We start from the raw sequence: 14,367 nt of genomic DNA on the forward strand, positions 1-14,367 counted from the left end.
ACATAACATCGCTATGCTTCCGCCGTTCGCATCTCCCGAGGAGGAATCCGTGTCCGTGGAACTGGTCAACCCCGACTGCCTGCCGAAGCCCGAGGCGTACCGCCAGCTGTCCATCGCCAGCGGGTCGAAGCTCGTCTTCCTCGCCGGGCAGGTCGCCCGCGACGCCGACGGCACGCCGGTCGGCGGCGGCGACCTCGCCGCGCAGGTCGAGCAGTGCTACCTCAACATCGGCCGGGCGCTGACCGAGATCGGCGCGTCCTTCGACGACGTCGCGAAGCTGACCGTCTACGTCGTCGACTGGGCGCCCGAGAAGATGCCGCTGCTGGGCGAGGGCGTCGGCCGGGCGGCCGCGAAGCTCGGCATCGACCCGGTCAAGCCGATCACCCTGCTCGGCGTCGCGGCGCTGGGCGAGCCGGACCTGCTGGTCGAGGTCGAGGCCACCGCGGTCGTCGAGTAGCTACCGGCTGGTGACGGTCTCGGCCTCGGCCACCAGGGCGTCGAGGACGAGTTGGACGGCCGGGCGTTCGGTGGCCCCGCGCCGGGCGACGACCTCGATGTTGCGGCCCGCTCGGACACCGCTGAGCGGGCGCAGCGCCACCGTGCGGAGGTTCGCCGAGTACCGGGGCAGCAGCGCGACGCCGAACCCGTCGGCGACCAGCACTTCGGTGATCCTGAAGTCGTTGATGCGCTGCACGACCTTCGGCCGCACGCCGGTGCGGACGGCCAGCGAGCGCAGCACGTCGTCCACCGGGAACCCGACGTCCACGCTCAGCCACGGCTCCCCCACCAGCTCGGCGGGTTCGACGCGCTCCTTCGCGGCCAGCGGATGGCCGAGCGGGAGCGCGACGTCCAGCGGTTCGCGCAGCAGCGGCGTGATCGTCGTGCGCTCGCCGTCGAACGGCGGCGCCTGGTCGTCCCGGTGCGCGACCACCAGGTCGAAGTCCGCGGTCAGCCCCGGGACCTCCACCGGCGTCATGTCGACGTCGCGGCACTCCAGCCGCACCTTGGGGTGCGCGCTCATCCGCCGCAGCAGGCCGGAGAGCAGCAGGAACGCGCCGGACGGGAAGATCGCCACCCGCACGACGCCCCGCGGTGTCGACCGGTAGCTGTCCAGCTCCGCCTCGGCGCGGTCCAGCGCTGCCAGCACCTCGTCCGCTCTCGCGGCCAGGCTCCAGCCGGCATCGGTGAGCCGCAGCCCGCGCCCGGCGGGCTCGGTCAGCTGGACGCCGACCTCGGCCTGCAGCGCCCGGATCTGCTGCGAGACGGCGGACGGCGTGTAGGAGAGGGCCCTGGCGACAGCGGTGACGGTCCCCCGGTCGGCCAGCTCCCGCAAGAGCCGCAACCTCCGAACGTCCATGGCGGAAGGCTACGCGGGGAAGGTGTGCAGGATCGACCCTGGTCAGGACCGCGAGCGCGGTCAGTCGCGCCTGCGGCCGACCGGATCGCCGTCCCGGATGCTGGATGTCCATGAAGGACTTCTGCACGCTTGGTGCAATTAGTGTTGCTTGTTCTTCACAGTTGGGCGGCGCAAGCTTGGTGCGTGAATCCCCGAGATCGTTCGCTGGCCGTGCTCGTCGCCGTGCTGTGGGGCGCCAACTTCATCGCCCTCGACTTCGGGCTCGGCCACTTCCCGCCGTTCTTCTTCGCCGCGCTGCGCTTCGCCGTGCTGCTGCCGGTGCTGTTCTTCGTGCCGCGGCCGGACGTGCCGTGGAAGTGGCTGCTCGGCTACGGGCTCTTCTTCGGCGCCATGCAGTTCGCGTTCCTGTTCGTGGCGATGAACATGGGGATGCCGACCGGTCTGGCCTCGCTGGTGCAGCAGGCCTCCGCACCGTTCACCGTGGCGCTCGGGGCGCTGCTGCTGCGGGAGCGGATCACGCCGCTGCAGATCATCGGCATCCTCACCGCGGTGCTCGGGATGGTGGTGATCGGCTGGAACCGCGCGCAGAGCGCCGCCCTGCTGCCGATGCTGATCACCTTGTGCGGCGCCTTCTCGTGGGCGCTGGGCAACCTGTGCGCGCGGAAGGCCAACCCGCCGAACCCGCTGCACCTGACGCTGTGGATCGCGATCGTGCCGCCGCTGCCGATGTTCGCGATGTCGGCCGCCTTCGAAGGGCCGACGGCCGGGTTGCAGGCGCTGACGACGGTCTTCGACTCGACCACCGGCTGGTACGCGCTCGCCGGGCTCGCCTACACCTCGCTGCTGGCGACGGTCATCGGCTCCGGGCTGTGGACGACGCTGATGGGCCGCTACCCGGCGAGCCGGGTGGCACCGTTCTCGCTGCTGGTGCCCGTCGTCGGGTTCACCACCGCGTGGCTGGTCCTGGGCGAGCACCCGCACCCGGTCGAGCTCGCCGCGGGCGCGGTGGTCGTCACCGGAGTCCTGCTCGGCAGCCTGAACCTCAAGAAGCGCCGAGCCCCGGAACCAGCCCTCGAACGGGTGTAGGTCAGAGCCTGTCAAATGGCCGGTCTGCGTGGCGGTGCGGGTGGCGGAACCTGAGTGCTTCCCTGGACTGCGGGTGCCCCTCCTGATGTATGACCAATACACGGCGGAGGGGCCGTCCTCGCCAGGAAACCACTCAGAACCCGCGGCGGTGCAAGCTGCATACCCACTCCAAGCGGCTTCGCCGCTTATAAGGCGCGGACGGCTACGCCGACAGTGCCCTCAGCCTCGACGGGCGCCGCTGCGCTCGAAGTCCGGGTTGCAGACGTGGATGCCGTTGCCCTCCGGGCAGTCGTAGGACACCAGCGCGCGGCCGGACTCGGCCACCAGGCGATCCGCTGTCGCGGCCACCAAGATCGCCCGATGGTCGCAAGCCGTGCACCGCTGCGCGCTGCTGTACCTCACCCGTAACCTCCCGTTCACGCCTGACCGATCATCCTATGTGGACAGGATCGGCCGCGGGGCCGGAACGGGTCAACTCGCCGGGCTGATGCCCAGGTCGCCGAAGTCCGCCGGGTCGACCGCCTCGGCGACCACCTCGTGCGGCTGCAAGCTGCCGTCGCGGATCTCCTCGGCGTAGTGGCAGGCCACCCGGTGGCCGGGCTTCAGCTCGCGCAGCGCGGGCCGCTCGGTGTCGCAGCGGTCGGGCTGGCGCCACGGGCAGCGGGTGTGGAAGCGGCAGCCCGCGGGCGGGTTGGCGGGCGAGGGCAGGTCGCCGGAGAGCAGGATCTGCTCGCGCTCGTCCTCCACCGTCGGGTCCGGCACCGGCACCGCCGACAGCAGCGCCTTCGAGTACGGGTGCAGCGGCTCCGCGTAGAGGTCGTCCGATGTGGACTCCTCCACGATGCCGCCCAGGTACATCACGCCGACCCGGTCGGCGATGTGCCGCACCACCGCCAGGTCGTGCGCGATCACCAGGTAGGTCAGGCCGAACTCGGCCTGCAGGTCCTCCAGCAGGTTCACCACCTGCGCCTGCACCGAGACGTCCAGCGCGGACACCGGCTCGTCGGCCACCACCAGCTCCGGCCCCACCGACAGCGCGCGGGCGATGCCGATGCGCTGCCGCTGGCCGCCGGAGAACTCGTGCGGGTACTTGCGCAGCGAGGTCGTCGGCAGGCCCACCGCGGAGAGCAGCTCGCGCAGCCGCTTGTCGGTGGCCTCCCGGTCGGTGCCCATGCCGTGCGCGCGCATGCCCTCGACCAGCAGCGACTGCACCGACTGCCGCGGATCCAGCGAGGACAGCGGGTCCTGGAAGACCATCTGCATCCGGCGGCGCATCCGGCGCAGCGGCTCGCCCTTCATCCCGGACAGGTCGACGCCGTCGAACACCACCTTGCCGCCGGTCGGCTTCTCCAGCCGCAGCACCGCGCGCCCGAGCGTCGACTTGCCGCAGCCGGACTCCCCGACCAGGCCGTAGGTCTCACCGCGCCGGATGCGCAGCGACACCCCGTCCACGGCGTAGACGTGCCCGACCGTGCGGTCCAGCACCACGCCGCGCTTGATCGGGAAGTGCACCGCGACGTCCTCGACGTCGACCAGCACGTCCTGGGAATCCCCGGCGGTGTCCAGGATTTCTGTCATGACGCCTCCACCGGGGTCTGTGCTTCGCGCACCGGGTTGTGGCAGCGCAGCAGGCGCGCGCCGACGTCGATGCTCACGTCCGGGGTCTGCTGCTCGCAGACCTCCAGGGAGTTCGGGCAGCGCGGGCAGAACGCGCAGCCCGCGTCCCACGGGATGTTGTCGCTGACCGAGCCCTTGATCGGCGACAACCGCTGGCCGCGCGGGGCGTCCAGGCGCGGGATGGAGGCCAGCAGCCCGGCGGTGTACGGGTGCCGCGGGCGCGCGAACAGCTCGTGCCGCGCGGCGCGCTCCACCACCCGGCCCGCGTAGAGCACGTTCACCTCGTCGCAGAGGCCGGCCACCACGCCCAGGTCGTGCGTGATCATGATCAGCGCGGTCTCGGTCTCGGCCACCAGCTCCGAGAGCAGCCGCAGGATCTGCGCCTGGATCGTCACGTCCAGCGCGGTGGTCGGCTCGTCGGCGATCAGCAGCCGCGGCTTGCAGGCCAGCGCCATCGCGATCAGCGCGCGCTGGCGCATCCCGCCGGAGAGCTGGTGCGGGTACTCGTTGAGCCGCCGCCGCGGGTCCGGGATGCCCACCCGGCGCAGCAGGTCCTCGGCCTCCGGCATCGCTTCCTTGCGCGAGAGGCCGCGGTGCCGCTCGATGACCTCCGAGACCTGCAGCCCGATCGACACCACCGGGTTCAGCGAGGTCAGCGGGTCCTGGAACACCATGCTCAGGTCGCTGCCGCGGCGCTGGTCGAGCTCCCGGCGGGACAGCGAGAGCAGGTCGGTGCCGTCGAAGCGCACCGAGCCGGAGACCTCCGCGCCGCGGGTCGGCAGCAGGCCCATGATCGCCAGCGAGGTGACCGACTTCCCGCAGCCGGACTCGCCGACCAGGCCGACGGTGCGGCCGGGTTCGACGTCGAAGGAGATGCCGTCCACGGCGGTCACCGGCGGCTCGCCCTTGCGGGCGAAGACGACCGAGAGGTCGCGGACTTCCAGCAGTGCCATGATTTTCCTCCGTCAGCGCCGGCGCTTCGGGTCCAGCGCGTCCCGCAGGGACTCGCCGACCAGGGTGAAGCCGAGGGCGACCAGGATGATGCAGCTCGCCGGCCAGAACGCCAGCTGCGGGTGCGAGTCGATGATGTTCTGCGCGCCGCCGAGCATCTGGCCCCACTCCGGGACCGAGTCGTCGGCCGCGCCGAGGCCGAGGAAGGACAGCGCCGCCGCGTCGATGATCGCCACCGCCAGCACCAGCGTGGCCTGCACGATCACCGGGCCGAGCGCGTTCGGCAGCATGTGCCGGAACACGATCGAGCTCTCCTTCACGCCCAGCGCCCGCGCCGCCAGCACGTGATCGCTGGCGCGCTGCGCGAGCATCGTGCCGCGCAGCAGGCGGCCGAAGATCGGCACCTGCACGATCGCCACCGCCAGGATCACGGTGAACTGGCTCTGCTGCGCGAACAGCGCGCCGATCGACACCGCCAGCAGCAGCGACGGCACCGACAGCATCACGTCCACGACCCGCATGACCAGCGAGTCCACCCAGCCGCCGAACGCACCGGCCACCACGCCCAGCACCAGGCCGCCGCCGAGACCGATCACGGTGGCCAGCACCGCGACCAGCAGCGTCTGCTGGGATCCCAGCAGCAGCCGGGAGAACAGGTCGCGGCCGTACTGGTCGCCGCCCAGCGGGAAGCCCTCCTGCGGCGGCGGGATGGTGTTCTCCGCGCGGGAGACCTGGTCGACCAGGACCCGCAACGCCGGGTCGTGCGGCGCCAGCAGCGGCGCGAGCAGCGCCACCAGCACGAACACCGCGATGATCACCGCGCCGACCACGAACACCGGGTTGCGCTTGAGCCGCCGCCACGCCGACGCCGCCAGGCTCACCCCGGCATCCGCCGAGGCCTCCGCCAGCGCGTCGATGCGCTCCTTGCGCTGCGATTTCAGAGCCATGACCTCACCGTGTCCGCAGTCGTGGGTCGATCAACGCGTACGAGAGGTCCACCAGCAGGTTGACCAGCACGTACATCATCGCCGAAGCCAGGATCACCACCTGGAGCACCGGGAAGTCCTTGCGCTCGAAGCCCAGCGCGACCGCCTGCCCGATGCCCGCGATGTTGAACACCCGCTCGGTCAGCACCGCACCGGCCAGCAGCGCACCGGTCTGCAGGCCGATCGTGGTGACCACCGGCAGCATCGCGTTGTGCAGGATGTGCCTGCGGCGGATGACCATCGAGGCCAGGCCCTTCGCCCGCGCGGTGCGCACGTAGTCCTCGTCCATCACGTCCAGCACCGCGGCCCTGGTGATCCGGAAGATCACCGCGAACGGGATGGTGGACAGCGCGATGGCGGGCAGGATCAGGTGCACGAAGGAGTTCCACGCGGCATCCCACTCGCGGGTCAGCAACCCGTCGAGGATGTAGAAGCCGGTGACCCTGGTGGCGTCCAGCCCGGCGTCCTGGCGGCCGGAGGCGGGCAGCACGCCCAGCTGGACGGCGAACACGAACTTCAGCAGGAACGCCAGGAAGAACACCGGCACCGCGACGCCGACCAGCGACCAGGTGATGCTCAGGTTGTCCAGCCAGCTGCCGCGCTTGCGGGCGGCCAGGTAGCCCAGCGGGATGCCGATGGCCACGGCCAGCAGCAGCGCCAGGATCGAGAGCTCCAGCGTCGCCGGGAAGCGGGTCAGGAACACCTCCATCGCGGGCGTGCCGGGCTGCACGCCGGTGGAGGTGCCGAAGTCACCGGTGGCGGCGCGGCCCAGGAACCGCAGGTACTGCACGAACAGCGGCTGGTCCAAGCCGAGATCTGCTTCGAGCTGCGCCCGCGCCTCCGGCGTGGCGCGGTCGCCCAGCATCGCCGACACCGGCCCGCCGGGCAGCGAGCGCAGCCAGGCGAACAGCAGGATCGACAGGACGAAGACGACCAGCACCAGCTGCGCCAGTCGCCGGATCGTGTAGCGGAGCACGCAAACCCCCGTTGCTCAGTTCGGCAGCGAGCGCGACTTCGCGCGAAACCGACGGGCCCCGTGCGGGAGCCGCGCCGGTTTCGCGCGAAATCGTCAACTCACTGGCCCGAGATGCTCACCGAGGCGAACTCTTCGGCGGTCAGCGGCGAGGTCTGCAGGCCCTGCACCTCGGCGCTCGTCACGATCGCCGGCGGCGAGTGCGACAGCGGGATGGCGGGCAGGTACTCGGACATCAGCTTGCGGTTGATGTCCTGGTACATCTGCTCGCGCTTGGCCTCGTCCGGCTCGGCGTCGGCGGCCTTCAGCTGGTTCGCCAGGTCCGCGCCCCACGGCGAACCCGCGGTGTAGAAGCGGTTCTCGGTGGTGCCGAAGAAGGTGCCGATGAAGTTGTCCGGCGTGTTGTAGTCACCGGTCCAGCCGAGCAGGAAGATGTCCGCCCTGGCGTTGTCGACGTCGTCGATGTAGCCGCCGTTCCACGGCTTGCTGACCGGGTTCACGGTGATGCCCGCGGCGCGCAGGTTCTCGGCCAGCGCGTTGTAGATGCCCTGCGGGTCCGGCATGTACGGCCGGGTCACCTCGGTGGGCCAGTAGAAGTTCACCGTCAGGTTCGGCACGCCCGCCTCGGCGAGCAGCTGCTTGGCCTTCGCCGGGTCGTGCGGGTACTTCTGCACGTCGTCGGCGTAACCGTCCACAGTGTCCGGGTAGAACTGGGTGGCGACCGAGGCGCCCTCCGGCAGGTTCGCCTTGACCAGCGTCTCGCGGTCCAGCGCGTAGGCCAGCGCCTGGCGCACCTTCACGTCCTTGAGCGCCGGGTTGTTCTTCTGGGTGATGCCCAGGTACATGATGTTGAACGGGTCGCGGACCTGGACGTTGTGCCCGGCGTCGCGCAGGGCCTTGAGGTCGGCGGCGTTCGGGAAGTCGTAGCCGTCGATGGCGCCCGACTCCAGCTCCTGCTTGCGGACCGTCTCGTCCGGGATGATGCGGAAGATCAGCTCGTTGAGCTTGGCCTTCTCGCCCCAGTACTCCTCGTTGCGGACCAGCTTGATGGTGCCGTTGCCCTCGTCGTAGGAGGAGAACTTGAACGGCCCGGTGCCGGTCGGCTGCGAGCGCGAGTACTCCGGGTAGACGAAGCTGTCGCCCTGGGCCTGCACGTCGTTGGCCTTGTACTTCTCCATCGCCGTCGGCGACTGCATGCTGAACGACGGGAGCCCGAGGATGTCCGGGAACTTCGAGCTGGCGCGGGTCAGGTGCACCACCGCGGTCGCCGGGTCGGGCGAGTCGCAGGACTGGTACAGCGACGGCGTCGCGCCGTCGGAGAACCCGCCGAAGTTCTCGATCCAGTAGTAGGACAGCGCCTGGTTCTGCCCGGCGCCCTTCTGGTCGAACATGCGCTGGAAGTTCTTGCACACCGCTTCGGCGTTGAAGTCGGTGCCGTCGTGGAACTTCACGCCGGTGCGCAGCTTGAACGTCCAGGACTTGCCGTCCGGGGTGTGCTCCCAGCTCTCCGCGAGCTCCGGCTCGACGTCGGCGGATCCGGGCTTGAACCCGACCAGACCCTCCATGATCTGCCGGCTGACCCGGAAGGTCTCGCCGTCGGAGGCGTAGAAGGGGTCGAACCCGTCGGGCGCACCGGCCGCGCCGAAGGTGAGCGTGCCACCTTCACCGCCACCGGCCTCGCGCTGCGATTGCGCGCACGCGGCCAGCGAGGTGGCCGCGACGAGCGCGACGCCGGCAGTGGCGACGCGGCGCCGCGTGGTGCGCGCCGCCGATGGAGCTCTACTCATGGAAGCACCCCGTGTGTCTCAGGTCTCAGAGTGACGTGAGACTAACGCGCACCATGCGTTCGATGGAGTCCCGGAAGTTACGATCCGACTACTTAGGGCTACCTAATGAACCGATCGATATCCGACGATCACCCGCCCGGACCAGCGACTTCTCCTACTTGCCGCCAGGGCAACTCCGGTGCGGAGTTCCGGCAAATACGGGAAAAACGTAAACAACCGGCGAACGCAGAAGCCGCCTGGCAACGGCGTGCGTTCGCCAGGCGGCTTCAGAGGTTCCGGGCTAGAGCGCCCTGCGGCCGGACAGCGCCCTGCCGAGGGTGAGCTCGTCGGCGAACTCCAGGTCGCCGCCCATCGGCAGACCCGAGGCGAGCCGGGTGACCGTCAGACCGGGGAAGTCGCGCAGCATCCGGACCAGGTAGGTCGCGGTCGCTTCGCCCTCGGTGTTCGGGTCGGTCGCGATGATCACCTCGGTGATGTCGTCCTTGCCGATGCGGGCCAGCAGCTCGCGCACCCGCAGCTGGTCCGGGCCCACCCCGGACAACGGGTCCAGCGCCCCGCCGAGGACGTGGTAGCGCCCCTTGAACTCGCGGGTGCGCTCGACGGCCAGCACGTCCTTGGGCTCCTCGACGACGCACACCAGCGCCTTGTCGCGGCGGACGTCCCGGCAGATGCGGCAGGTGGTCTCCTCGGAGACGTTGCCGCAGACGTCGCAGAACACCACGCCTTCCTTGACCTTCTGCAGCACTTCCTGCAGCCGGGTCACGTCCGCGGGCTCGGCCGCGAGCAGGTGGAAGGCGATGCGCTGCGCGCTCTTCGGACCGATGCCCGGCAACCTGCCGAGCTCGTCGATCAAATCCTGTACCGGACCTTCGTACACTTCTCGCTCGTTTCCAGGGCCTGCGCGATCCCAGCCGGAACCGCGCTCGAAGCTGGCGGTGGGATCACATGCCCGGCAGGGACAGGCCGCCGCCGAGGCCGCTGGTCAGCGGGCCCATCTTCGCCGCCTGCAACTCCTGCGCCGCGCGGTTGGCGTCGCGCACCGCGGCGACGACCAGGTCGGCCAGCGTCTCGGTGTCCTCCGGGTCGGCCGCCTTCGGGTCGATGGTGAGCCCCTTCAGCTCACCGGCGCCGGTCACCGTCGCGGTCACCAGGCCGCCACCGGCGCTACCGGTGACCTCCGCCTCGGCGAGCTCCTGCTGCGCAGTCATCAGCTGTTCCTGCATCTTCTGCGCCTGTTCCATGATCTGCTGCATGTTCGGCTGGCCACCTGGCTGCACGGTGCTCCTCCTCGTCTCGCGGGACCCGCGCCCACGAGCACGGGGTACCCCACCAGCCTAGAGCCTGTTGGTGGCCGTTTTGCGCAGCGGTGCGGGTGGCGGAACCTGAGTGCTTCCCCGGACTGCGGGTGCCCCTCCTGATGTATGACCAGACCCCTGGGCTCGGCGGGTCGGGCGTGACAGGGTGTCGGCATGGCGCTGGACATCGTGCGGTTGCTGGAGCTCACCAGCTGGCGGGCCTTCGACGTGACCGGCACCGGGCGGGTGCTGGCCGGATCCGACGAGTCCGGCTCGACGCAGCTGGTCGAGCTCGCCGACGGCGCGAGCACCCGGCTCACCGCGCTGTCCGGCGCCGTGACCGGCCGCTACTTGCCCGGCGAGCGCGCGGTGGTGGTGCAGCACGACACCGACGGCGACGAGCGCGGCCAGCTGTCGCTGCTGCGCCTGGACCAGCCGCGACCGGGGCCGCAGCGACTGCCCGAGTTATGTCCGCTGGTCCGCGATCCCGAGCACGTGCACCGGCTGCTGGACGTGCTGCCGGGCCGGATCGTCTACAGCACCAACCGCCGCAACGGCGTCGACTTCGACGTGATCGTCCGCGAGGTGGCCACCGGCGAGGAGCACGTCGTCTACGACCAGGGCGGCATGGTGCTGGAGGTGGCGGCCGACGGCCACCGCACCGCGCTCACCGTGCCCGGCGGCCCGCCCATGTCCGACCAGCTGGTGGTGGTCGACGCGGGCCGGGTGCGGACGCTGACCGGCCGCGAGGTGGCCGCCAGGCACACCAACGTCCGCTGGTTGCCCGGCGGTTCCGGGCTGATCACCACCACGAACTTCGAGCGCGACCGCACCGGCGTGGCCCGCATCGACCCGCGCACCGGGGCCCGGACCTGGCTGGTGACCTCCGACGAGCACGACCTGACCGGCTGGCTCTCGCCGGACGGCGCGACGCTGCTCGTGCAGACCAACGACGACGGCGCCGGCCGGCTGGCGCTGCACGACGCGACGACCGGCGAACGGCGGCACGAGGTCCGCCTTCCCGCGGACGGCTGGTGCGCGTTCCCGCTGCCGCAACCGGTGTGGTCACCGGACTCGCGGTTCATCGCGCTGACCTTCACCGCACCGGCGGTCCCCGGCGACGTGCTGCTGGTGGACGCGGCCACCGGCGAATGCCGCCCGCTGACCGACTCCGCCGCGCAGCTCGACGGCGAGCTGCCGGTGCAACCGACCACCCACCGGGTGCCCACCCGCGACGGCGAACGGCTGCCGTGCTTCCGGTACGCACCGGCGCAACCCGATCCGGAGCTGGCCGGATCCGCCGTGCTGATCGTCCACGGTGGACCGGAGAGCCAGTCGGTGCGCGGCTTCAACCCGATCGTCCAAGCACTCGTCGCGCAGGGCCACGAGGTGCTGGTGCCGAACGTGCGCGGCTCCACCGGCTACGGCAAGCGCTGGTACTCCGCCGACGACGGGCGCAACCGGCTGGAAGCGGTGGCCGACCTCGCCGACCTGCACGACTGGCTGCCCGCGATCGGCCTGGACCCGCGCCGCGCGGCGCTGTGGGGCGGCTCGTACGGCGGCTACATGGTGCTGGCGGGCCTGGCTTTCCAGCCGGAGCGCTGGGCGGCGGGCGTCGACATCGTCGGCATCTCGTCGCTGGTCACGTTCCTGCAGAACACCGCGCCCTACCGGCGAGCGCACCGCGAGCGCGAGTACGGCTCGCTGGTCGCCGACGCGGACTTCCTGCACGAGGCCTCACCGCTGACCGAGGTCGCGGCGATCGCGGCACCGCTGTTCGTCCTGCACGGCGCGAACGACCCGAGGGTGCCGCTGTCGGAAGCGGAGCAGATCGCCGCAGCGGTCCGCGCGAAGGGCCTGGAGTGCGAGCTGCTGGTCTACCCGGACGAAGGCCACGGCCTGGCCAAGCGCGCCAACCGCCTGGACGCCTACCCGAAGGCCCTCGCCTTCCTGGCCCGCCACCTCGCGAGGCGTTGACGCTCGGGCGTGGTGTCAGTTGTCGATCCGGCGGGCGCCGAGTTCGCGCTCGAAGAGCTCGACCGCGGCCGCTTCCGGGTCCGGGCCGATCGGGGTGTTGGCGTCGTACGGGGAGGACTCGGCGAGCATCGCCTCCGGGTCCTCCTCGTCGTCGCTGGGCGACGGCTTCGGCGCGGGCTCCGGTTCCGGCGGCTTGACCGGCTCCGGCGGCGGGACGTAGTCCGGCGGCGGGGGCTCCTCGTCCGGCGGCTCAGGTGGCGGCGGGATGTCGTCGGGCTCCGGCGGGCGCGGCACCGTGCCCTGCCGGGGCGCCTGCGCGCGGGCCTGCGACGGACGCGTCGGCTGAGCGCTCGGACGACCGCCGGGTGCCTGGCCGTTCGGCTGCTCGCCCGCCTGCTCGGCGGCCGCGGTCGACCGGCGCTGCAGAGGCTGCTTCGGCGCAGCCGGACGCGCCGGAGCGGGCGGCGGAGCCGCACCGGCCTCGACGCACTGGATCTCCCACTCACCGGGGTGGGAGATGATCTGGCCCAGCGCTTGCCGCACGAAGTCCAGCCGCCGCTGCTGGGCGAACTGCTTGACCAGCCCGGACGTCGGCATCGACAGCACGACCACGCCGTCGTCGACCCTGATCTCCTGCACGGTGGCGTTGAGCAGCAGCGCCTGCGTCGGCCGGTTCAGCTTCGCGACGGCCTGCAGCACGTCGTTCCACACCTGCCGCGTCTTCGCCGCGTCGAACGCGGCAGGCGCGGCTCCCGCCGCCCCGCCGCCCGGCGGCTCCGCGCTGCTCCGCTGCTCCGCAGCTGCGCTCGGCTGCGCCGCGGCAACGCTGCGCTGCTCCGCAGCTGCGCCTTGCTCCGCACGACCGGCGCCTTGCGGCTGCGCCGCAACGGCACCTTCCGCCGCCCCGCTCCGCGGCTGCTCACCTTGCGGCTGCGCCGCAACAGCTCCACCGGCGGCGCTCCGCTGCTCCGCGGCTGCGCTCGGCGCGGCTGCGCCTCGCGGCTGGGCGTCGTTGCGCTCGGTGGCTTCCGCCGCTGCGCGCTCGTGCGGGCGCTGGAAGACCCGGCGCGGCCGGGAGTCGCCGTCCACCGCTGCCGCGGCTTCCGGCTGGGGCGCGGGTGCTGCGCCGTCGCTCGGCGCGATGACGCCTCGGCGTTCGATGCGCTCAAGTCGTTGCAGCAGCGCGGTTTCCGAGTCCGAGACCGCCGGGAGCATCATCCGGGCGCAGAGGAGTTCCAGCAGGAGGCGGGGCGCGGTGGCGCCGCGCATCTCGGACAGTCCGGTGTGGACGATCTCGGCGAAGCGGGACAGGGTCGCCGGGCCGAGATCGTCGGCCTGGCGCCGCATCCGGTCCAGCTCGTCGCCCGCCGCTTCCACCAGGCCGCGGTCGGCCGCGTCCGGCACCGAGCAGAGCAGCACCAGGTCGCGGAGCCGGTCGAGCAGGTCGGAGCCGAAGCGGCGCGGGTCGTGGCCGGCTTCCACCAGCCGGTCGACGGTGGCGTAGACGGCCGCGGCGTCGTTGCCGGCGAGCGCGTCGACCATGTCGTCGATCATGGCCACGTCGGTGACGCCGAGCAGCGCGATCGCCCGCTCGTAGGTGACGCCCTGGTCGGTCGCGCCCGCCAGCAGCTGGTCGAGCACGCTCAGCGTGTCGCGCGCCGAGCCGCCGCCCGCCCGGATGACCAGCGGGAACACCGCGGGCTCCACCTGCACGCCTTCGTCGGCGCAGATGCGCTCGACGAGCTCGCGCATCACGCCGGGCGGCATCAGCCGGAACGGGTAGTGGTGGGTCCGGGACCGGATGGTGGTGAGCACCTTGTCCGGTTCGGTGGTGGCGAAGACGAAGATCAGGTGTTCCGGCGGCTCTTCGACGATCTTCAGCAGGGCGTTGAAGCCCTGCGTGGTGACCATGTGGGCCTCGTCGATGATGAAGATCCGGTACCGCGACTGGGCGGGCGCGTAGAAGGCCCGGTCGCGCAGTTCGCGGGTGTCGTCGACGCCACCGTGGCTGGCCGCGTCGAGCTCCACGACGTCGACGCTGCCGCCGCCCTCCGGGGCCAGCGAGACGCAGGAGTCGCACTCGCCGCACGGGTCGGCCGTCGGGCCCTGCGCGCAGTTCAGCGACCGCGCGAGGATGCGCGCGCTGGAGGTCTTGCCGCAGCCGCGCGGCCCGGAGAACAGGTAGGCGTGGTTGATCCGGCCGGAGGACAGCGCGGTCCGCAGCGGCTCGGTGACGTGTTCCTGCCCGACGACCTCAGCGAAGGTCGCCGGCCGGTACTTGCGGTAGAGGGCGAGCGCCACGACCAGAACCCTACGCGGTACGACTGACAGGACCCGA

At 71.4% G+C, this 14,367-nt stretch carries 13 protein-coding genes; 3 read left to right on the forward strand and 10 right to left on the reverse strand.

The features are described 5' to 3' along the window. Nucleotides 1-49 precede the first annotated feature (49 nt). Nucleotides 50-457 (forward strand): RidA family protein, encoded by a 408-nt coding sequence (locus tag OU416_RS17660; protein ID WP_270928082.1) that lies wholly within the window; start codon nt 50-52, stop codon nt 455-457. On the opposite strand, the gene OU416_RS17665 is transcribed toward OU416_RS17660, so the two are convergent. After that, a complete protein-coding gene (locus tag OU416_RS17665) occupies nt 458-1,357 on the reverse strand; it encodes a LysR family transcriptional regulator (RefSeq protein WP_270928083.1) in 900 nt (299 codons plus the stop codon). 183 nt (nt 1,358-1,540) lie between these two features. Here OU416_RS17665 and OU416_RS17670 point away from each other — a divergent pair, with 183 nt between their 5' ends. Then, nucleotides 1,541-2,443, forward strand: a complete 903-nt coding sequence (locus OU416_RS17670; RefSeq protein ID WP_270928084.1) for an EamA family transporter — start codon at nt 1,541-1,543, stop codon at nt 2,441-2,443. 219 nt (nt 2,444-2,662) lie between these two features. Here the strand turns inward: OU416_RS17670 and OU416_RS17675 are convergent, their stop codons facing one another. The 8 genes from OU416_RS17675 to OU416_RS17710 form a co-directional block, all read right to left on the reverse strand. After that, nucleotides 2,663-2,845: a hypothetical protein gene (locus tag OU416_RS17675; protein WP_270928085.1), complete on the reverse strand. Its 183-nt coding sequence runs from the start codon at nt 2,843-2,845 to the stop codon at nt 2,663-2,665. Between the two features lie 69 nt (nt 2,846-2,914). Further along, nucleotides 2,915-4,021 carry an ABC transporter ATP-binding protein gene (locus OU416_RS17680; RefSeq protein WP_270928086.1) on the reverse strand — a complete coding sequence of 369 codons (1,107 nt, stop codon included), beginning with the start codon at nt 4,019-4,021 and terminating at the stop codon, nt 2,915-2,917. Continuing rightward, nucleotides 4,018-5,013, reverse strand: a complete 996-nt coding sequence (locus OU416_RS17685) for an ABC transporter ATP-binding protein (RefSeq protein ID WP_270928087.1) — start codon at nt 5,011-5,013, stop codon at nt 4,018-4,020. The genes OU416_RS17680 and OU416_RS17685 overlap by 4 nt, the downstream gene beginning before the upstream one ends. 12 nt (nt 5,014-5,025) lie before the next feature. Continuing rightward, a complete protein-coding gene (locus tag OU416_RS17690; protein WP_093158113.1) occupies nt 5,026-5,958 on the reverse strand; it encodes an ABC transporter permease in 933 nt (310 codons plus the stop codon). Between the two features lie 4 nt (nt 5,959-5,962). After that, entirely contained in the window at nt 5,963-6,973 is a 1,011-nt protein-coding gene (locus tag OU416_RS17695; protein WP_270928088.1) for an ABC transporter permease, read from the reverse strand. A gap of 98 nt (nt 6,974-7,071) precedes the next feature. Further along, the gene (locus OU416_RS17700; protein WP_270928089.1) at nt 7,072-8,757 is read right to left on the reverse strand and encodes an ABC transporter substrate-binding protein; all 1,686 of its coding nucleotides are present in this window, start codon (nt 8,755-8,757) and stop codon (nt 7,072-7,074) included. A 280-nt stretch (nt 8,758-9,037) separates the two neighbouring features. Further along, nucleotides 9,038-9,634, reverse strand: a complete 597-nt coding sequence (gene recR, locus OU416_RS17705) for a recombination mediator RecR (RefSeq protein WP_093158117.1) — start codon at nt 9,632-9,634, stop codon at nt 9,038-9,040. 64 nt (nt 9,635-9,698) lie between these two features. Beyond that, nucleotides 9,699-10,034, reverse strand: a complete 336-nt coding sequence (locus tag OU416_RS17710; RefSeq protein ID WP_270928090.1) for a YbaB/EbfC family nucleoid-associated protein — start codon at nt 10,032-10,034, stop codon at nt 9,699-9,701. 192 nt (nt 10,035-10,226) lie between these two features. Here OU416_RS17710 and OU416_RS17715 point away from each other — a divergent pair, with 192 nt between their 5' ends. Next, nucleotides 10,227-12,029 (forward strand): alpha/beta hydrolase family protein, encoded by a 1,803-nt coding sequence (locus OU416_RS17715; protein WP_270928091.1) that lies wholly within the window; start codon nt 10,227-10,229, stop codon nt 12,027-12,029. A gap of 15 nt (nt 12,030-12,044) precedes the next feature. Here the strand turns inward: OU416_RS17715 and OU416_RS17720 are convergent, their stop codons facing one another. Next, nucleotides 12,045-14,330 (reverse strand): DNA polymerase III subunit gamma and tau, encoded by a 2,286-nt coding sequence (locus OU416_RS17720; protein WP_270928092.1) that lies wholly within the window; start codon nt 14,328-14,330, stop codon nt 12,045-12,047. Nucleotides 14,331-14,367: the final 37 nt, after the last annotated feature.

Source organism: Saccharopolyspora indica (assembly GCF_027853965.1).
GTDB classification, from domain to species: Bacteria; Actinomycetota; Actinomycetes; order Mycobacteriales; family Pseudonocardiaceae; genus Saccharopolyspora; species Saccharopolyspora indica.

Excerpts from the sequence above, each read along its gene's own strand:
- OU416_RS17700 (WP_270928089.1), bottom strand. The coding sequence starts at position 8,757 with ATGAGTAGAGCTCCATCGGCGGCGCGCACCACGCGGCGCCGCGTCGCC.
- OU416_RS17680 (WP_270928086.1), bottom strand. The coding sequence starts at position 4,021 with ATGACAGAAATCCTGGACACCGCCGGGGATTCCCAGGACGTGCTGGTC.
- OU416_RS17715 (WP_270928091.1), top strand. The coding sequence starts at position 10,227 with ATGGCGCTGGACATCGTGCGGTTGCTGGAGCTCACCAGCTGGCGGGCC.
- OU416_RS17665 (WP_270928083.1), bottom strand. The coding sequence starts at position 1,357 with ATGGACGTTCGGAGGTTGCGGCTCTTGCGGGAGCTGGCCGACCGGGGG.
- OU416_RS17690 (WP_093158113.1), bottom strand. The coding sequence starts at position 5,958 with ATGGCTCTGAAATCGCAGCGCAAGGAGCGCATCGACGCGCTGGCGGAG.
- OU416_RS17685 (WP_270928087.1), bottom strand. The coding sequence starts at position 5,013 with ATGGCACTGCTGGAAGTCCGCGACCTCTCGGTCGTCTTCGCCCGCAAG.